Below are 19,278 nucleotides of genomic sequence, written 5' to 3'. Positions count from 1 at the left end.
GGATTCCTAGAGAATCAATAGCCTTCGCGGCGGGCAGGTTCTTCCTGATGCGCTGACGCCCAGAGTTCTGCCTGAACGGCCCCCTGGAAATCGGCGACTTCCTGTCGCATGGCGCTATCGCTGTATCCGAGGTTCAGCAACCGGGCGGCCAGCGCACGACACTCGTCGCGCCAGAAGCGGTCTGCCTCTTCTCCATGAAGGTCATCAAGCATTTGAGCGCACCGCTTTATGTCAGCGATACGGTTTTTGGCAGGAAACGCAATTACTTCTGAACGCTTGGTCACACGCACACCTTAATGCTCGGGGGAATCAACGCTCTATCTTTACCGGGGGCATGGTTAACGAAGTCTGCAGATGCGAAACTCTTGCTGCCAAAAGACCATAAAACAGGCCAATCACAGTCGCAAGACGACAATATAAAGTTGCATTCGCTGGAGTATCAAACCCTAACCCAGCTGCTCAAAAGGCAAAGAATGAGCGTTGCCTCAGCCAGACGGGAGTTTCTCGGCAATTTGTGTAAATTTTACCATTAAACATTACGGAAATTTCATCCAGGGGGCTGTAATGGAAGTACAACTGTGTTGAAACCCCGTGCGAATGATAATATATTAAATGCAAAACAAGCTTTATAAAATGCATGCTCCGTTATCGGGACATGTTATGGCGGAGGAAAATAGCATGTACGCCCCGCGCTTTTTTGTGAGCATGATGTGCGCGTTGCTGGTCTTCGCCATTGCAACATATATTATCCATGGGTCCTTCTATACCGCTTTCCTCCAGACGGTGCTGTGTCTCGTCATCATTCAGGTGGGATATTTCATTGGCGTTCTCCTGATGGTCGCCAAAGAACAGAAGCGGATGCAGCAGAAATACGGATTTTCAAAAGAAGCTGGCCCCTCGGCTGAGAAGTCCGGAGCTGAAAACCTTCCCCCTATCGCTCATAGCCCAAAGCTCAGCGATTTCTGAAAAAACTCGTCGCCATCAGACTTATCGCTGATACGAAATTGGCTTACAGTTTCCTTATCTCTGACATTTTCTACAGAAAAATGTCCGTGAAACGAAACGAGGAGTAGGCATGGCCCCGGGTTTGCAGTCCATTTGCGTCATTATAGCAGCCAAGAATGCGTCCGATACGATCGGCACCGCCATCAGCTCCGCCTTGGCTGAACCTCAGGTCAGTGAAGTTGTCGTCATAGACGACGGTTCAACCGACGCTACCGCCGACGTTGCACGGTCTTGCGATGATGGAAGCGGACGACTGAAAGTCGAGAGGTTTGACGTCAACCGAGGCCCATCGGCCGCTCGCAATCATGCCATAGCCATTTCGACAGCTCCCCTGATTGCCATTCTGGACGCAGACGATTTCTATTTCCCTGGACGTTTTGCTGCGATGCTTGCAAATGATGACTGGGATCTCGTTGCGGACAACATCGCTTTCATTCAGCAGTCAATGCCCGACGCGTCAGCAGTCGTGCCTGCACGATTCGAGCCTCAGGAACACTTCCTTCAGCTTTCCGAGTTCGTTGAGGGCAATATCTCGAAGCGTGGCGTCGAGCGTGGCGAAACCGGATTTCTGAAGCCGGTAATCCGACGCTCCTTCCTCGATGAACACAAGCTCCGCTATGTCGAAGCGATGCGGCTTGGCGAGGATTACGAGTTATATGTTCGGGCGCTCGCCCTCGGCGCTCGCTACAAGGTCATTTGCAATTGCGGATATGGCGCGATTGTTCGCGGTGACTCGCTGAGCGGCCGCCATCGCACAGAAGATCTCCGTCAACTCTACGAAGCAGACAAACGCATTCTGGCAACCTGTGCTCTGAACCCGCAGGAGACGGCTCTTCTTAAAGAGCATGAGCGTCACATCCGGGAAAAATTCGAGCTTCGAGATTTTCTGGATGCCAAAGCAAGAGGTGGGATGGCTGGTGCTTTGAAACATGCGCTGCAACGCCCGACCGCAGTTCCAATGATTGTAAAGGGCATATGGCTGGACAAAACGGCGCGCTATCGCAGCAAACCCAAACAGGTTGCCGATATCAGATACCTGCTGCCGGCAAAGCCGCTCAAACAATGATCTGAGCGGCATGCTTGCTTAGAAATAGTCCCTCTTGATCGTTTCTAGGACCGCCTGAAAACGCTCCTTGCGTTCTTCCAGTCGACCATCTGGGCTAAGCCGTGGCTCGGCGCGGCTTGCTTGCCACAATGCGAGCGTGGAAGGTGCCGCCAAAACCTGCTTTGCAAGTTTGCGGAGCGACCTCTGTTCCTGAACGGGGCGAACGAGAACATCGCCATCGTGAGGATGGCCAGAAGAGGCGTGCTCAGCACTTTCAACGGGTGGAGGCGGCGGCGGAAAGCTCATGCCCCAGAATTTCGAGCCCTTCTTAGCCGCTTCCGCTCTGGTCGAGACGGGAACATAACGTGGCTCGTACTTGACACCAACGCTTCCAGCCCAATCACTCCATTTGAAGCTGTTGATGGATGTCGATGTGCTTACGGCAACCCATGGGACGCGGAACGCATCGGCAAGAATTGCGCCGTGCATCGATTCCGCAACGATGAATTCCGACTGCGCGATATGTTTGATGACAGCTTTTGCCTCACCGCGCGGATCGAGATAGGTCAGCCCGGCAGGCTCGCAGGCGAAGTCCCAGATGCCGAATTCAGCTGATTCCCAATGGGGCACGAATGTCTTTTTGTGGATCTTCGGCAAACCCTGAAATTCGGGCATTTCCGTTACCATCACGGCAGGGTCCACTATTCCCATTTCCGAGGGGAGGCCCAGCTTGGCGGCTGTCATTTCACCGCGAACGCACCTGATATCCCAAAGCTCCTTGTTGGATATATCCGGTACCGCACCGTATCCATAGCCACTGCCAATAACCAGTTTGCGTTGCGCCGGTGGAAACAGCACATCGTTGAGAACGGTGCCGACGCCAACCAGCAGCAGGTCAGGATGAACGTCCCGCAGGCCTGGCAGCAGGAAATCCCAAAGCCAGAGATTGAGGTCATCGCCAAAATTTCCGTGGTGCGATTCCCAGTGATATGGTCTCATGGATTACTCCTGAATAAAAAAAGGCAGGCGCTACGCGTCATCGTGGGCCGGTCAGTTTACCGGTTCCCAGCTCCACCGCCGCGCGCAGGATAGCAGGATCGCGCATCATCCATTTGAACAGGAGGCCCATTTCCGGCGCCTTGCGGCGCTTCAACTTGCCAGCCTGGCTCCAAAGCGCCTGTTTACGAGCCGTGTTTTTATAGGATGCGATCGACTCTACGTCGGCGGGACGAGTTGAAAACCTCTCCTGCAACGTGTCGAGCGCTACCCATGTGTTGAACTGTTGGCGCAGGAACTCGGGCGACGTATTGTCGATGCTGTGAAATATATTCACCCCCATTCCCCGCATAGCACCAGCGTCGTCACACAAAAGGGTACGGCTGGATGCAAGAATGCAATCGCAGAAGAAGAGAACGTCTTCCGCAGCCAGCCTCAAGGCAGGGTCAAAACGAACCTTCTCGAAAAGAGGACGGCCTATGACCATGCAGGAGAGGTGCAGAAAGCTCCAGTTGCGCAGCATGACGCTCGCAAGGTCCGGCAATTCAATGACCTTCGGAGTTTCGGATAGTCGGTTCGCTGCCTCATTCTTTTCCAGTTCCGACATGGCGAAGTGGTAATAGAACTCGTCGCTGGCCTGCATCGATGCCCAGTAGCAATCTCCCCCAAATGTATCGAGACTGAAGGCGGCGTTGCTCAAATGGTCGGGCGTCCAGATATCATCCGAATCCAGAAATGCGACATAGGTCGTTTCTGCTGGAACGTGGTCGAGCCCCGTATTGCGTGCGCCGCCGGGACCGGCATTGGTCTGCTTGACGATCTTGATCCGGCTTCTCTGGCTTTCAGTCAGTTCATCAATTTCTTTTTCAATCGGATAAGGCGACTCATCGTCAACGATAACGAGATCGAAATCCTGCAGGGTCTGTGAAAAAACGGATGCTAGTGCCCTACCAAGTACGCCATGCTGTTTTTGATAATAAGGAATAACGACAGTAAATTTCGCCATTGTTTCGCCCCTTGTGTTGATCAAGAAGTGGTCGGGCCCGACCGAATGCGGCCCCGATGAGTGGCAAACCTCCCGCCAGCAAAATGGTTGCTGGCCTCCAAAATATAGGAAGCACGTATGCCCCCAGCTCCGAGCGTCAAGACGATTACCGCGAATGTCGGTTGGAGCGTTTTATCAAAAACAGGCACATTCGGGCTTAAGTTTGTCACGGTGCCGATTCTCGCACGATTGCTGACGCCAGAAGAGTTCGGCGTCGTCGCAGTCGGCCTGACGGTCGTGCAGTTTCTAACCATGATTGCGGGCGCAGGACTAACATCCGCCCTGATTGTGGAAAAGGAAGAGGATATGGACACGATCCATACTGTCTTCTGGGCAAATCTTGCAATTTCATGCACGATGGCAGCCATACTCTACTTCGGCGCGGAATTTTTCGGGGAGCTGCTCGGCGCAGTCGAAAGCGCCTATCTTCTGCGAATCATGGCTTTTCTCATTCCGCTGCAACTGGCTGGCGATGTCGCCTATTCCCTCTTGGCCAGACGCATGAATTTCAGCAAGGACGCCATCTGGAGCATGACGTCGGAAAGTGCGGCGGCCATCGTCGCAGTCGTACTTGCCTTCGCCGGGTTCGGTGTCTGGGCCCTGATCATCCAGCTTTTCGCCGCTGCGCTGATAAGGCTCGTGGGCCTCTACGCGGTCTCCCATTACAAGCCAAGCTTTGTAATGAAGCCTCGGCGGCTCGTTCCGCTTCTTGGATTCAGCTCGGGCCTCATGGGCTCAGAGATAGCGAATTTCGTGACGTTCCAGTCGCCGATGGTGATTATTGCCCGACATCTGGGACTTGCAGATGCTGGCGCCTATTCGGCATCCAACCGATTCGCCAGCATTCCAAACCAGGTCGTCCTTTCCGCTGTGATGGGTGTTCTGTTCCCGGCATTCAGCAGAATGATGGATGACAAGCAGCGTCGCCGCGATGCGCTGATGTTCAGCACACAGGTGCTGACAGTGCTTCTGGCACCGATGATGTTTGGCCTATGGGCCATTGCCGAACCCGCCATGCTCGTGATTTTCGGACCAAACTGGGCCTATGCCTGGCCGGTGCTTGGGCTACTGGCGTTATCAAAAGCAATACTGACGCCCTGCAGCACATTTATTCCTTACTTGAAGGGCGCCGGCTACGGTCGGGTTCTCTTCTGGTCCGCGACAATCCGTGCGGTTGTCACGACAGGTGCAGTCTGGCTTGCAGCAATTTACGGCACACTCATCGATGCAATGGTCTGGCTCTGCATCGTTAATGGGGTGACACTGATTTTCTATTCCTGGGCCGTTTTCAAGGCCAGCGAAACGCCGCTGTTGAAGGGTCTCTATGTCAGTAGCCGCCCGATGATTGCGTCCCTCGTGATGGCACTTGCGGTACGCTATATCCTTCATATCTTCTCCGACAGCCTGCCTCACGCCTATATGCAGGTGCTTGTGGGAGCTGTCGCCGGAGGCGCAATCTATGGAGTTCTGATTCTCATCACAGAAAGAGAACTTCTGCGAAAGATACTGGGTCTCGTGCGTGAGCGGAAAGCAAAACAGGCGGCGGCTTGAAAAAGCCTGCGGGGAAACTTGCCGTCTTTCTGCCACAATTGAGAACTTTTGCCACACTGTTGCGCCGTCCACTGCGGGCAAAGCGGCACGATAATGCTGCATCGCAGCATCGCTATTATTTCTCCCGCCGCCGACGGAGGGACTGCCCCAGAGGCGACCAAGGAAAATCCCGTTATATTTCAATGATCTGGCCTGTCTCTCCTTAGGGGAGATATGGACCTCCAGAGTTTTACCCGCAACAATTAGAAGACCCCTTTTGCCGCGCTGCCACATTTTACCCTCATGTAGACCAGACACTTTAGCACGGGCTTTCGTTCGTCCTAATTTTAACGCGGTGGGGGGAGACACCGCCTAATTGAGGGGAACTGACGTGACTTTTGATCAGAACCTATCTTCCCGCATCAACTTGATGCGCATTATATTGATATCGGGCATTGTTTTTGTGCATGTTCCACACAATCCGGAGACTAGCCCTTTTCTCGGCGTCTACGGCTTTTTTGATTGGCTGCGCGTGTTCCTGGGTGATGCGCTGTTCCGCATCGGTGTGCCCTGCCTGAGTGCGATTTCAGGTTATCTGCTGTTTCGCAAGGGAATGCAGGCATTTGACTATCTGGCCACCGTCAAGTCGAAGGCGCGGACAGTGCTCCTCCCATTTTTGCTATGGAATGGCGCACTTGTTGCCGCTGTTCTCCTCCTGCAGCGTTTCGGAGTGGGCGTCGGCTATTTTCCGGACTTATGGAACGCAACGCCGCGGGAAATGATGAGCCACGGTGCCGCAGTCGAAGAATTTCCTTTGAACGTGCCGCTGTATTTCTTGCGGGATCTTTTCGTCTGCATCCTTCTTTCGCCGATCCTCGCATTTCTGGTTCGCAGATACGCATGGGCCACATTGGGGGTTCTGCTCGTCATTACCGCATGGCCTGAAGTCACCCTGTTCATCGTCCAGAAGAAATCCATCCTCTTCAGCTTCACGCTGGGAATTGCGCTGGCGCTGTACAAGATCGATCTCAAGGCTCTCGACGCCCATGCCGTTAAAATCACGGCTGCGGTTTTGGGGGCGTCTGCAATCCTTGCAACGGCTCTCTATTTTACCGGACCAGATTTTCCGTTCGAGCTTGAGTTGCTTCGCAACCTCCTTGCGGTCTTTGGCGCAATGGGTTTGTGGGCGTCCTCCTCTTTGCTCATTCGCAGCAAGGCTGGAAAACGTCTCTCGGAAACGGGCAGTCTCAGCTTCTGGATTTTCTGCGCCCACTATCCTCTGCTGGTAATGATGTGGATGGTCTGGAACAGAGGCGGCCCGGATTTCTATCCCGCCTTCTATCTCGGTGCGGTAGCACTGTCCTTTATCATCCTCGTTATCAGCAATGCGCAGGTGCGGTCCAAGCTGCCTAAACTTTACGCTGTCTTGACGGGCAGTCGCAGTGACAAGCCGGGGCCTTCTGTCAAAGCCCCAAAGACTTCCCATCCCGCACAGCGTCCTGTCGAAGCCCTGCCTGCAACTGCAAAGGTGAACCAATGATCGCATTTATCACCCGCGTTCAGTCGCGCATGTTCCTGTCCACATGTGTGGCCCTTACACTCGGTGCGTCTGCAGCGATGGCGCAGAGCCCTGTCGCCCCACCCGCGCCTGGCAAGGAGCCAGCGCCCGGCTCCGCATCAGGTCCGACGGCAGCGCCCGGAAACGGCAAATCTTTCGTCGAGAATTTCGATTCCATGGACCGGTCTTTCTGGTACGTTTCCGATGGCTGGAACAATGGACCGCATCAAAACTGTACCTGGTCGAAGAAGCTCGTGAAATTTGACGGTGGGCAACTTCAACTCGGATTTCAGGAAGGAAAGGTCAAGGATCGCAATTTCTCCTGCGGAGAAATCCAGACCAAGGGCCGCTATCGTTACGGCACCTACGAGGCACGGATCAAGACGGCAACCGGCTCCGGCCTCAATTCGGCTTTCTTTACCTATATCGGGCCAACCGACAAGAAGCCGCATGATGAAATTGATATGGAAGTCTTGGGCAAGGACCCGGCAAAGGTCCAGCTCAACCAGTATATTTCCGCAAAAGGCGGGAATGAGAAGCTGGTCGACGTGGAAGGTGGCGCGGACAAGGCCTTCAATGACTACGCCTTCATATGGGAGCCGCAGCGTCTGCGTTATTTCGTGAACGGGAAGATGGTTCATGAAGTTACAGACCCGGCAAAAATCCCACAAAATCCGCAGAAGATTTTCTTCAGCCTGTGGGGCACGGACACCCTGAAAAGCTGGATGGGCAAGTTTGCCTATAATGGACCGACAGTCATGAATGTCGACCGGCTCGCTTTCACAGCGCTCGGCGACAAGTGCCAGTTCCCAGAGTCCGTCGCCTGCCTTTCAAACTGAGCGGCCTTTTGACCGAAGCCTCTCGATTATTTCCCGCTCAGGACCATTTTATGACGCATGTTCTTTATCTAGCACATGACCTTGCAGACCCGGCCATTCGTCGCCGGGTCATGATGCTGCAGGCTGGTGGTGCCAGAGTGAGCCTTGCCGGTTTCACACGCGGTGAAAACGCCTTGGCAAGCGTCGATGGGTTGTCGCCGATCGTGCTCGGCGAGACGGCAGATGGACGGTTTGCCCAGCGCATCACAGCCGTTGGCAAATCCTGCGTCGCACTTAGCGGTCAAATGCGTGGTGTGGAGAAACCTGATGTCATTATCGCTCGAAATCTCGAAATGCTGGCAGTTGCACGCCGCGCCTCCTCCATTTTCGGCCGCGACATTCCTGTGGTTTACGAGTGCCTGGACATCCACCGATTGCTTTTGAATGAGGGTGCTGCCGGAAAACTCGTCAATGCCATTCAGCGTCATCTCGCCTCCGACGCAAAGCTCCTGATAACGAGCTCGCCCGCCTTCGTGACTCACTACTTCGCCCCTCGCTCCGGCTTGGCACTCCCGGTATTGCTGCAAGAGAACAAGGTGCTGGCACTGCATGGCACAGTGCAGGACAAGCCAACGGCACGGCCTCCGAAAGAGGGTCAGCCTTGGAAAATTGGTTGGTTTGGTGCTCTGCGTTGCCGCAAGTCACTTGGCATTCTTGCCGATTTCGCCGGGCGGATGGATGGCAAGGTTGAAGTGGTGCTGCGTGGACGTCCAGCCCATTCCGAGTTTGATGACTTCGAGGGCTTCGTCGCAAAGTCCCCTCACATGAGTTTTCACGGCGCATACAAAAATCCCGAAGATCTCCAGTCTATCTACCAGGATGTTCAATTCACCTGGGCTATCGATTTCTTCGAGGAAGGGCAAAACTCCAGCTGGCTGCTGCCGAACAGGCTTTATGAAGGGTGCCTCTATGGTGCGCTTCCGATAGCGGTTACGGGAACGGAGACCGCGCGCTTTCTCGAAAAGCGAAGCATCGGCCATGTGCTGCAGACCGCCGATGCTGACAGTCTGCAAGCCTTTTTCACCGGCCTGACCGAAGAGAGTTACCTTAAATCCGCAGAAAACCTTGCGGCGGTCGACCGGACACAATGGATGGCCGATCAACAGGACTGCCTTCAACTCGTCCAAAAACTCGCTTCTTTGGCAGCGCCGAAATCTGGCCGCGCCCTCGAAGCTTCACTTTCAACCGCCTGACGGGACCGCCCTATGAAGTCGCACAAGATACTGGATGTGAAGACATTGATCGTCATACCGTGCCTCAACGAGGCTCGCACGATCGACGATCTGCTGCTTAAATTTTCCAGCACCCTCAACAATCCGGCGGACCGGATCATCGTTGCCGATGGCGGTAGTACCGATGGAACGCGTGATATTGTCGCAAATTTCTCAATGCAGGATGCGCGGGTCATTCTTTTGGCCAACCCGAAGCGCATCCAGAGTGCCGGCATTAATCTGGCGGTGGAAATGTTTGGACAGGGTTATGATTACCTCATCCGCATCGACGCCCATGGCGACTATCCCGACGACTACTGCAACCGGTTGCTGGAAGACGCCGTCCATACCGGCGCTGATTCTGTCGTCGTGGCAATGGACACGGTTGGCCACGGAACGTTCCAGAAAGCCACCGCAATCGCTCAGAACTCCAAGCTCGGAAACGGCGGCTCCAAGCATCGCGAAGGAGCGAAGGGGCACTGGATCGATCACGGGCACCACGCCTTGATGCGCATATCGGCCTTTACCGAGGTTGGCGGTTACGACGAGAGTTTCAGCCACAATGAGGATGCCGAACTGGACTATCGGCTGCGCAAGGCTGGCTTTCGCATCTGGATGACCGACAAGACCCGCATGACCTACTACCCGCGCTCCAACGTGCGGCCCTTGTTCAAGCAGTATATGGCCTACGGCCGTGGGCGCGCGAAAAATCTCCTCAAGCATCGCTCCATGCCCAAGCTCCGGCAGATGATCCCACTGGCGGTCATGCCGGTCGCGCTCCTGGCACTGCTTGGCGTTTTCCACTGGCTTGCTCTGGTACCGCTTTGCCTCTGGATCGCCGCCTGCGTTGGCTATGGCCTGTGGATGGCCATCGTGGAAAAGAATTCATACGGCCTGCTGGCTGCGTTCTCTGCCATGATCATGCATCTCGCCTGGTCGACAGGGTTCTGGCTGGAACTTGTCAGCTCGATGGGTGCGCCTGCCCCCTTGGCGGGAAAGGCGATGTCATGACAGCCACTCCTGCAATTATCGAAACTCATCAGATCCGGATCGATATCGGCGTTTGCACGTTCCGCCGCCCTGCAGTTGTCGCGACACTGCTCTCCTTGTTCGAGCTGGAGGTTCCGGCTGGAGCGAAGCTTCGTATAATTGTTGCGGACAACGATGCAGAGCCCAGCGCAAAAGACTCGATCGATCGGCTGCGCGAAAAATCGCCCTTCGAGATCATTTACATCCACTGCCCCAAATCGAATATCTCCATCGCGCGGAACGCCTGTCTCTCCGCCTCCGACGCGGACTATCTCGCTTTCATCGACGATGACGAGACTGCCCCGAGAGACTGGCTTTGCGAATTGCTACAAACGGCAAAGGAGACGGGTGCAGAGGCGGTTCTTGGACCTGTTACTGCCGTCTACAAGCCGAGTGCGCCAAGCTGGATGCGCAAGGGTGATTTCCATTCGACGGCTCCTGTCTGGGTCAACGGAGACATCGTGACAGGTTATACCTGCAACACCCTTCTGCGCATGACTGCGCCTTCCGTCGCGGGTCGCCGATTTGCTTTGTCTCTCGGCCAGAGCGGTGGAGAAGACACGCATTTCTTCTCTCACATGCACGCGGATGGCGGGCGCATCGCCTTTGCCGAAAAAGCCATATTGTCCGAACCCGTGCCGGACAGCCGAGCAAGCTTCATGTGGCTCGCCAAACGGCGTTTCCGCTCAGGCCAGACCCATGGACGCCTGCTTGCAGAACGCAAACCGGGAACACGCAGAATTGGGCAAATCGTCACGGCCGCGTCGAAAGTGGCATTTTGCGCGTCTTCAGCGCTACTGAGCACTTTCAGCCCTGTCCGCCGCAATCGTCAATTGCTGCGTATGGCGCTGCATATGGGCTCCGTTAGCGGCGCCTTCGGTGTACGCGAAATACGCCAGTACGGCACAGTGGAGGCAACATGATGGACGCTCCGTTGCCGCCCGATGTTACCTTCGTCATCGCCGCCTATAACTCGGCCGACACGATCGCTGCAGCTATCGAAAGCGCCCTGGCGCAAGACGAGGTCACGGTGGAAGTCATCGTCGTTGACGATCAGTCTTCAGATAACACGCGTGAGGTCGTTTCCGGGCTAACGCAACAGGATGCCCGTGTCCGACTGATCGCCCTTGAACGCAATCTCGGCCCCGGTGGTGCCCGTAACGCAGGCATCGACGCAGCGGTAGGTCGTTGGATCGCGGTTCTCGATTCCGACGATGTCATTCAGCCACTCAGAACACGGCGGATGATAGACCGGGCCGAGAGCGGTCCGGCAGAAATCGTCGTCGATAATCTGGATGTCGTTTATACGGATGGGCGTGCCAGGGAAACGATGTTTTCGGCCAACTTCCTTGAGCAGCAAGGCACACTCACACTCGAAAATTTCATAGCCTCAAATATCATCTTCCGCTCGACCTTCAATTTTGGCTACATGAAGCCAATGTTCCGGCGTGAGTTCCTGAACGAGAATGCCCTGCGCTTCCGGCCTGACCTTCGGATCGGCGAAGATTATCTCCTGCTGGCCTCGGCACTGGCCGTTGGCGCGCGCTGCGCCATCGAGCCCTCGCCCGGTTATATCTACAATATTCGGGAAGGTTCGATTTCGCGCGTTCTGGAAATTCAGCATGTTGACGCCATGATCGCCGCGGATGAGGATTTTCTGTCCCGATACACACTTCCACCCGCAGCGAGCGAAGCACAAAGGATGCGAACACGCAGCCTGGTAGAAGCACGTCACTTCCTGATGCTCGTTTCCAGTATCAAGCGCCGGTCGATCATGGATGTCATAAAAATAGCTGCAAAGGACCCAGTTGCGCTTCGGCATCTGCGGATGCCGATCGAGGCGAGGCTGAAGAAATTGCGCGGCGCGGTTTTTCCGACACCCCTTCCCACAGACATGAAGCGGCAGGCATCCTGATTTGTTTGGACCCGCTTATCGAACCTTCAAGGAGAACGCCATGGACCTTAACAGGACAGTCAGAAAGGCCGTAATCCCCGTCGCCGGTAACGGCACGCGCTTCCTGCCCGCAACCAAGGCAATGCCCAAGGAAATGCTGACCATCGTTGACCGGCCGGTGGTTCAGTATGCGGTGGACGAGGCTATGCAGGCCGGTATCGAGCACATTATTTTTGTGACCAGCCGAAACAAGACAGCCATCGAAGACTATTTCGATAGCGCTCCCGAACTCGTCAACACGCTGACGCGCTCTGGCAAGACCATGCAGGTCTTGCAACTCGAAAAGATGCTCCCCATTGCCGGCACAGTCAGCTATACACGTCAGCAGGTGCCGCTCGGCCTTGGTCATGCCGTATGGTGCGCAAGAGAACTCGTCGGCAAGGAGCCGTTCGCCTTGCTCCTGCCGGATATGGTTTCTTATGGTGCCCGCGGCTGTATCGCTGGTCTCATGGAACTCTATGATGAGGTCGGCGGAAATATCGTCGGTACGGAAGAATGTGCTCCGGATGAGACATCGTCCTACGGCATTGTCGGCGTTGGTGACACCGTCAGCCACGGTTTTCGCGTAACAGAAATGGTTGAAAAGCCGGAACCATCTGCGGCTCCATCCAATTACTACCTTAATGGCCGTTATATTCTGCAGCCAGAAATCTTCGATATTCTTGCCAAGCAGGAGCGCGGTGCAGGCAATGAAATCCAGTTGACGGATGGCATGAAGCGTTTGGGGGAGATACAGCCGTTCCACGGACAGAAGTTCGGCGGGCGGACATTCGACTGCGGCAGCAAGCAGGGATTTATCGCGGCGAATGTCGCGTTTTCCCTGATGCGCGCAGATATGGAGGCCCAGGTTTTGGCCTCCATCAAGGAATTGGTGAGGAACCACGAAGGTCGCGTCAAAGCGGCTTGATCGATGAAGTTGAGTGAGGCGGGAAAGCACGAGAACTGCGTTCCCGCTCGCCGTTTTTAAACACAAGGTGGGTCAATGCACCACAAGACCTTTAGATCGAACATGAATTTCCCGGAATCGTCCAAGGACGCCGATACGTTTATAGACCTCGACCGCCTATGGGCCGCCGTGGTACGCCGCGCCAACATCATCGCCGCCTGCGTCATTGCGGCGATGGCACTCGCCGGTCTTTATCTCGTGATGGCGACACCCGTCTATACCGCAATGACACAGGTGCTGCTGGACGAAAGCTTGTCCCGTTATGCTGAAGATGAATCTCCCGTGCCAGCGGCACAGATCATCGACAACCGCATCGCAAGCGCAGTCGAAATCCTCAAATCCAAGGAAATGGCGCTGACAGTCGTCGACAAGGCGAAGCTGGATAGCAACGAGACGATCGTCAATCCGCCGATGTCGCCGGTGGATCTCATCAAGGCATCCGTCAAGGGCGTGGTCGATCTCCTGACACCGAATTCCCCGCCCGCTTCGGAAGATGCCATGCGCAATGGACGTCGTGAGAAAGCGGCTGCCGTCATCCAGCAGGCTCTGACGGTCGAACGTGTCGGACGAAGCTCGGTCATTGCAATTTCGATCCGCTCCATTGACCGGCAGCTGGCAACGCAGATCGCGAGAACCTACGCCAATTCCTATCTAACAGAACAGCTGAATGCCAATTTCGACGCCACCGAACGGGCCTCGGTCTGGCTTCAGGAGCGACTGACCGACCTGAACCAGCGTTCACAGGCGGCATCGCTGGCTGTCGAGAAATACAAGGCTGCAAATAATATCGTGTCTTCCCGCGGGGAGTTGATCTCCGAGGGTCAGCTTTCCGATCTGAATGGCCAGCTGATCGCCGCCCAGGCGGATGCGGCAACGGCGTCAGCGCGTTACACCCAGTACAAGTCGATTGTCGATCAAGGGCCGGAAAACGCAGTCAACAACGCAATCGTTTCGGCACGCGACACTGACAACTCCGTCATACAGGATCTGCGCAAACGCTATATCGCCATTTCCGACCGCGAGCGCGGTGTGGTGCAGCAATTTGGCAAGGATCACCCTCAGGCCATTGCTCTCGCCAGCGAAAAGGGCGATCTGTCCCGTCAGATCTACCAGGAACTCCAGCAACTGACCGGCAGCTTCAAGAATGATTTCGACGTAACGCAGTCGCGCGTTCAGTCGCTGCGTGAAAACATCGACCGTGTTGCGGGCCGCAATTCCGAAGCCAACATGACCATGGTCAAGCTGCGTGAACTGGAACAACAGGCCGCAGCACTGAAGACGCTTTACGAGTCCTATCTCGGTCGCTTCGAAGAAGCTTCACAGAAGCAATCCTTCCCGATTGCGAAAGCCCGCATCATCTCCGATGCAGGTCTTCCCACGTCGCCATCCAGCCCGAAAAAGACCATGACGATGGCTCTCTCCATCGTTCTCGGCCTGATGCTGGGCGGTGGTGTCGCGGCTGTTTTGGAATTCCGGGATCGTTATTTCCACACGGGTAACGATGTGCGCGACAATCTGCGCATGCGCTTCCTTGGCTACCTTCCCTTCATTGGAGAAAAGGGAGTTGAGACGACAAGAGCGGAAACCGGGGCGGCGACGCCGGATGTTCCTGATACGGATATCGAGGACAACGGCCACGTCTCGTTCCAGAAAATGCTCCGCCTTGCGGTCGACAGCCCGCGCTCCAGTTTTACGGAAACGCTTCGCAACGTGAAACTGACAGCCGATGTCGTCATACAGGAACGCGAGTGCCGGGTGATCGGTGTCATCTCCTGCTTGCCCAACGAAGGCAAGTCGGTCGTTGCGCTCAATCTGGCCGGTCTCATCGCTACCACAGGCAAGCGCACGCTCGTTGTGGATGCCGACATCCGCAATCCCGGCCTCAGCCGCATGTTGACCACGCGTCAGTCTGCTGGTCTGGTGGAAGTGGTTCTGGACGAGGTTCCCTGGACGAAAGCCGTCAAGGTCGACAGCCGCACCAAAATGGGCATTCTGCCGGTGTCGACCAGCAACCAGTTTGCTCACTCCAGCGAGTTGCTGGCATCCTCCGGTATGCGCAAGTTCATGGACTCGGCACGTGAAGCCTGTGATTACATCATCGTTGACCTTGCACCCGTCGTGCCGGTCATCGACGCCAAGGCGTTCGCTTCCCAGGTCGATGGCTTTGTCTTCGTGACCGAGTGGGGCAAGACGCCAATTCAGATGGTCCAGAACCTGATGAGCCATGAGCCGCAGATTGCCAACAAGACGCTCGGCATTGTCCTCAACAAGACGGACATGAACGAATTGCAGCGTTACGCTGGCCCTGGCGGCTCCGAGCATTATCACGAGCAGTTCTCTGCCTATTATGGGGATGCAAAGAAGCCCGCGCCTGAACCGGCATAAATCAATTCAAAAATGCCCGCGTTCTGCGGGCATTTTTTCTTGTGCATGGCGGTCTTGCACTGGATTTATACGGAGCTTTTGCGCATTGATGCGTAAACCTTCATGATCAGGATACCCTCATGGCCGCACCCATCGCGTTTGTTTCCCGCACGACCGACGCCAATGAAGCCGAATGGATAAGGGTACTTGCTACCGCACTGCCAACCGAAACAATCCTGCCGTTCGGGAGCATGTCGGCAGAAGAGCGCGATCTCGCCGAGATAGCCATTGTCGCCAATCCCGACCCTTCGGATATCGCACAGCTGAAAGGCCTGAGGTGGATCCACAGTCTTTGGGCCGGCGTGGAGAGGCTCGTGGCGGAACTTGGAGCGGACGCCCCACCCATCGTTCGCCTGACAGATCCCGAGCTTTCTCGCGTCATGTCCGAGGCCGTTCTCGCCTGGACCTACTACCTGCATCGCGACATGCCAGCCTACCGTGACCACCAGAGCAAGCACATCTGGGCCGAACTGGAATACCGGCATCCGCAAGATGTGACCGTCGGACTCATGGGGCTGGGGACACTCGGGACACAAGCCGCCAAGCGGTTGCAGCAGGCGGGCTTTCATACAATTGGCTGGAGCCGCTCCCACAAAGTGATCGAAGGGGTCGAGACTTTTTCTGGTGACGCCGGGCTCACACAATTGCTTGCTAAGAGCGATATTCTCGTCTGTCTGCTCCCCCTGACGGCTGAAACGCGCGGACTGCTCAACAGGGCACGTTTCTCAGAGATGAAGACAGGCGCATCCATCATAAATTTTGCGCGTGGAGCTGTGATCGTATCCGATGACTTGCTGGCGGCATTGGCCGAAGGACAATTATCCCACGCAGTGCTGGATGTGTTTGAAAAAGAGCCACTTGAGCGGGAATCGCCCTTTTGGCAGCACCCGAACGTCACCGTGCTACCGCATATATCGGCACCAACGAACCGCCAGACTGCGGCCCATATCGTGGCCGACAATATCAGATCATGGCGACAGACCGGTACATTGCCTGCAACGGTGGACATGAGCCGCGGCTACTGATCGTCCCACATCTTATTTGCCGCCAATCTCTTCGCTGACGGCATGGGCGAGCGCGAAACGCACGTCATTGTCGTTATAGGGTTTGCACAGCAGAACGGAACCGGCAGGGGCATTGCCCGGCAGGAAACTGTCCCCAGTTGCGAACACTATCCCGATATCCGGCTTGCGCTGTTTGATCAGCACTGACATGTCTGCGCCACTCATATCCGGCAAGCCCACATCGGTCATCAGGACATCGATTTCCTCCCGCTCGATGAGATCAAGCGCCTGTGTCGCGTTAGCTGCTTCCACCACCACATGACCACTCTCAAGCAGTATGTCAGCGGTGTTCATCCGGATCAGTTCGTCGTCTTCCACCAGAAGGACCCGTATGGATGCCCGATCTGGGCGATTGGCGACAACATTCCTGTCGGTGTCCCGCTCCCTGCCTGACTCCACTCTCTGCTTCTGGTTGGCAAGAACGTGCCGCAGCCGCCGCGCCAATGCTTCGCGAGTGTAGGGCTTGGACAGCAACTCTATGCCAGCATCGAGCTTGCCGCCGTGAACGATGGAATTTTCCGTGTAACCGGAGGTGAAGAGTATCGCGAGATGCGGCAGTCGCTCCTTTGCGCGTCTGGCCATTTCGCTGCTTTTCAACGGACCCGGCATGACGACATCTGTGAAGATGACATCGATGGGAACTCCGCTTTCTGCAACCGTCAGGCCCGCCTGAGCATCACGTGCGGTCAGCACCTGGTATCCGAGGTCGGAAAGCGTCTCGACAACGGTGCTTCTGACCTCATCGTCGTCTTCAACGACGAGAATGGTTTCTGTCCCGCCGACGATGGGTCCGGTCTGGACCACGACTTCGCGGTCTTCGTCGGACAGCGAGCGCGGAAGATAGACCTTGACCGTCGTGCCCTGTCCGACCTCGCTGTAGATCTTCACGTGACCGCCGGATTGCTTGACGAAGCCATAGACCATCGAAAGGCCAAGGCCAGTTCCCTTGCCCTCGGGCTTGGTGGAGAAAAATGGCTCGAACACCTTGTCGATAATATCAGGCGTCATGCCAGACCCGGTATCGGTGACCGCCAGCATGACATATTGACCCGGCTCCACCTCAGCATGGGTGCGGGCATAATCGAGATCGAGAGACGCATTGCCGACTTCGATGGTGAGTTTGCCAGATCCCGACATTGCATCGCGGGCATTGATGGCAAGGTTCAACAAGGCATTTTCCACCTGTGCGGGATCGGCATAGGTATTCCACAGTCCTCCTGCGGTGATAACCTCGACCTCGACAGCCTCGCCAATCGAACGGCGCAACAGATCATCCATTCCCGCGACAAAGCGGCCGATATTGATGACACGCGGCTCCAGCGCCTGCCTGCGTCCAAAAGCGAGCAACTGGCTCGCCAGCTTCGCGCCACGGCTCACCCCTGCCAGCGCATTGGTAACCCGGCGTTCTGCGCGCTCGTTGCCAACCACGTCCTTGGCGAGCAGTTGCAGGTTGCCAGCCACGACCTGCAGCAGATTGTTGAAATCGTGAGCGACGCCGCCGGTCAACTGACCGATGGATTCCATTTTTTGCGCTTGCTGGAGGGCCCGTTCAGCGTGGCGACGTTCAGCGATTTCGGCAGCGACGCGCGCCTCCAGCCCCTCGTTGAGTTGTCGGAGTTGATCTTCCGCCCTTATACGATGCCGGATCTCCCGCTCAAGATTGGCAGAATGCTCACGCAAGGTTTCTTCCGCCTCGCGCTGATCGGTAATGTCGGTGTGGACGCCGACCCATTCTGTTATCGCGCCCAAGTCATTGAGGGTGGGTACTGCGCGAATGGCAAAAGTCCGGTAAATGCCATCGTGACGCCTTACGCGATGCTCCCAGATATAGGTAGACTTGGCAGCAACAGCGCGGTTCCAGCTGTCTATGGATCCTTGGCGATCGTCAGGATGAACCGCATCGGCCCAGCCGTAACCCTGATAGGCTTCGTAGCTCTGCCCGGTCAGCCCGGACCACCCCGTTTGCTCGCCGAGCATTCGTCCGTCGGGACTATTGGTCCACAAAACGCCGTGAACCGCCTCAACCGCCGCCCGAAAGCGATTGTTGCTGGCCATCAGATTTTCCCGGCTCTCTGCCAGTTCCTGAACGGCCTTCACCTTGTCGGTGTTCTCCAGCACAGTGCACAAGACGCCATCGACTGTGCCTGCATCGTTATGAATCGGCGTATAGAACAGATCGAAGACAACCTCTTCCGGCTGCCCGTTTCTTTTCAGCACCATTTTCTGATCACGAAACGACTGGACCGAACCGCGAAAACCGGCTTCCAGAATTTTCTGGTTCCAGTCCCATATTTCCGGCCAGATCGTAGGTACCGTGTCGCCCAGAGCGCGGGGGTGGTAATTTCCGGCAATTTCGATGTAGCCGTCATTGTAAATCATGACGTGGTCTTTTCCCCACATCAGAACTTGCGGGATTGGGGAGTTGACGACGGAATTTACCTTGTGGCGCAGGTTGGCCGGCCACGACGACATGGGGCCGAGCGATGTCTTTGACCAGTCGTAAGAACGGACGAGATCGCCCGCTTCGCCACCACCGATCGGCCATTGACCCAATGCAGATGCTTCAGTCATAAATCATCACCAACGAGAACGG

Annotated in this window: 16 protein-coding genes; 12 read left to right on the top strand and 4 right to left on the bottom strand. The window is 55.8% G+C overall.

Features of this window, described 5'->3' with window-relative positions:
* Positions 1–14: 14 nt before the first annotated feature.
* The gene (locus tag QRN85_RS18455; protein WP_284759702.1) at positions 15–284 is read right to left on the bottom strand and encodes a DUF6074 family protein; all 270 of its coding nucleotides are present in this window, start codon (positions 282–284) and stop codon (positions 15–17) included.
* A 328-nt stretch (positions 285–612) separates the two neighbouring features.
* Here QRN85_RS18455 and QRN85_RS18450 point away from each other — a divergent pair, with 328 nt between their 5' ends.
* Both QRN85_RS18450 and QRN85_RS18445 read left to right on the top strand, forming a co-directional pair.
* The gene (locus QRN85_RS18450; protein ID WP_284759701.1) at positions 613–966 is read left to right on the top strand and encodes an exopolysaccharide production repressor protein; all 354 of its coding nucleotides are present in this window, start codon (positions 613–615) and stop codon (positions 964–966) included.
* A gap of 109 nt (positions 967–1,075) precedes the next feature.
* A complete protein-coding gene (locus QRN85_RS18445) occupies positions 1,076–2,071 on the top strand; it encodes a glycosyltransferase family 2 protein (RefSeq protein WP_284759700.1) in 996 nt (331 codons plus the stop codon).
* Positions 2,072–2,089: 18 nt separating this feature from the next.
* Here the strand turns inward: QRN85_RS18445 and QRN85_RS18440 are convergent, their stop codons facing one another.
* Together QRN85_RS18440 and QRN85_RS18435 are read right to left on the bottom strand one after the other, a co-directional pair.
* Complete coding sequence (locus QRN85_RS18440) at positions 2,090–3,049, bottom strand: polysaccharide pyruvyl transferase family protein (RefSeq protein WP_113092742.1); 960 nt, start codon at positions 3,047–3,049, stop codon at positions 2,090–2,092.
* 37 nt (positions 3,050–3,086) lie between these two features.
* Positions 3,087–4,052, bottom strand: coding sequence for a glycosyltransferase family 2 protein (locus QRN85_RS18435; RefSeq protein WP_284759699.1), 966 nt, complete (start codon positions 4,050–4,052; stop codon positions 3,087–3,089).
* A 117-nt stretch (positions 4,053–4,169) separates the two neighbouring features.
* Here QRN85_RS18435 and QRN85_RS18430 point away from each other — a divergent pair, with 117 nt between their 5' ends.
* The 10 genes from QRN85_RS18430 to QRN85_RS18385 all read left to right on the top strand — a co-directional run bounded on the left by QRN85_RS18430 (position 4,170) and on the right by QRN85_RS18385 (position 16,646).
* On the top strand, positions 4,170–5,642 hold the full coding sequence (locus QRN85_RS18430; protein WP_284759698.1) for a lipopolysaccharide biosynthesis protein: 1,473 nt from the start codon (positions 4,170–4,172) through the stop codon (positions 5,640–5,642).
* A 370-nt stretch (positions 5,643–6,012) separates the two neighbouring features.
* A complete protein-coding gene (locus QRN85_RS18425; RefSeq protein ID WP_284759697.1) occupies positions 6,013–7,161 on the top strand; it encodes an acyltransferase family protein in 1,149 nt (382 codons plus the stop codon).
* Positions 7,158–8,018, top strand: coding sequence for an endo-1,3-1,4-beta-glycanase ExoK (gene exoK / locus QRN85_RS18420; protein WP_284759696.1), 861 nt, complete (start codon positions 7,158–7,160; stop codon positions 8,016–8,018). The genes QRN85_RS18425 and exoK overlap by 4 nt, the downstream gene beginning before the upstream one ends.
* A gap of 50 nt (positions 8,019–8,068) precedes the next feature.
* Positions 8,069–9,250 carry a glycosyltransferase gene (locus tag QRN85_RS18415; protein WP_284759695.1) on the top strand — a complete coding sequence of 394 codons (1,182 nt, stop codon included), beginning with the start codon at positions 8,069–8,071 and terminating at the stop codon, positions 9,248–9,250.
* 12 nt (positions 9,251–9,262) lie between these two features.
* Positions 9,263–10,279 (top strand): glycosyltransferase family 2 protein, encoded by a 1,017-nt coding sequence (locus tag QRN85_RS18410; protein ID WP_284759694.1) that lies wholly within the window; start codon positions 9,263–9,265, stop codon positions 10,277–10,279.
* Positions 10,276–11,220, top strand: coding sequence for a glycosyltransferase family 2 protein (locus QRN85_RS18405; protein WP_284759693.1), 945 nt, complete (start codon positions 10,276–10,278; stop codon positions 11,218–11,220). The genes QRN85_RS18410 and QRN85_RS18405 overlap by 4 nt, the downstream gene beginning before the upstream one ends.
* Positions 11,217–12,212: a glycosyltransferase family 2 protein gene (locus QRN85_RS18400; RefSeq protein ID WP_502870801.1), complete on the top strand. Its 996-nt coding sequence runs from the start codon at positions 11,217–11,219 to the stop codon at positions 12,210–12,212. Before QRN85_RS18405 ends, QRN85_RS18400 begins: the two co-directional genes overlap by 4 nt.
* Positions 12,213–12,252: 40 nt before the next feature.
* Positions 12,253–13,158 (top strand): UTP--glucose-1-phosphate uridylyltransferase, encoded by a 906-nt coding sequence (locus QRN85_RS18395; RefSeq protein ID WP_062586095.1) that lies wholly within the window; start codon positions 12,253–12,255, stop codon positions 13,156–13,158.
* 75 nt (positions 13,159–13,233) lie between these two features.
* A complete protein-coding gene (locus QRN85_RS18390; RefSeq protein WP_062586097.1) occupies positions 13,234–15,582 on the top strand; it encodes a polysaccharide biosynthesis tyrosine autokinase in 2,349 nt (782 codons plus the stop codon).
* A gap of 119 nt (positions 15,583–15,701) precedes the next feature.
* On the top strand, positions 15,702–16,646 hold the full coding sequence (locus tag QRN85_RS18385) for a 2-hydroxyacid dehydrogenase (RefSeq protein WP_284759692.1): 945 nt from the start codon (positions 15,702–15,704) through the stop codon (positions 16,644–16,646).
* A gap of 12 nt (positions 16,647–16,658) precedes the next feature.
* Here the strand turns inward: QRN85_RS18385 and QRN85_RS18380 are convergent, their stop codons facing one another.
* A complete protein-coding gene (locus QRN85_RS18380) occupies positions 16,659–19,256 on the bottom strand; it encodes a response regulator (RefSeq protein WP_284759691.1) in 2,598 nt (865 codons plus the stop codon).
* Between the last annotated feature and the right edge of the window lie 22 nt (positions 19,257–19,278).

The sequence above is a fragment of the Agrobacterium sp. fls2-241-TYG-188a genome (assembly GCF_030209845.1).
The sequence above is the reverse complement of the archived record's forward strand: the minus strand, read 5'-3'. Positions and strand labels throughout refer to the sequence as shown.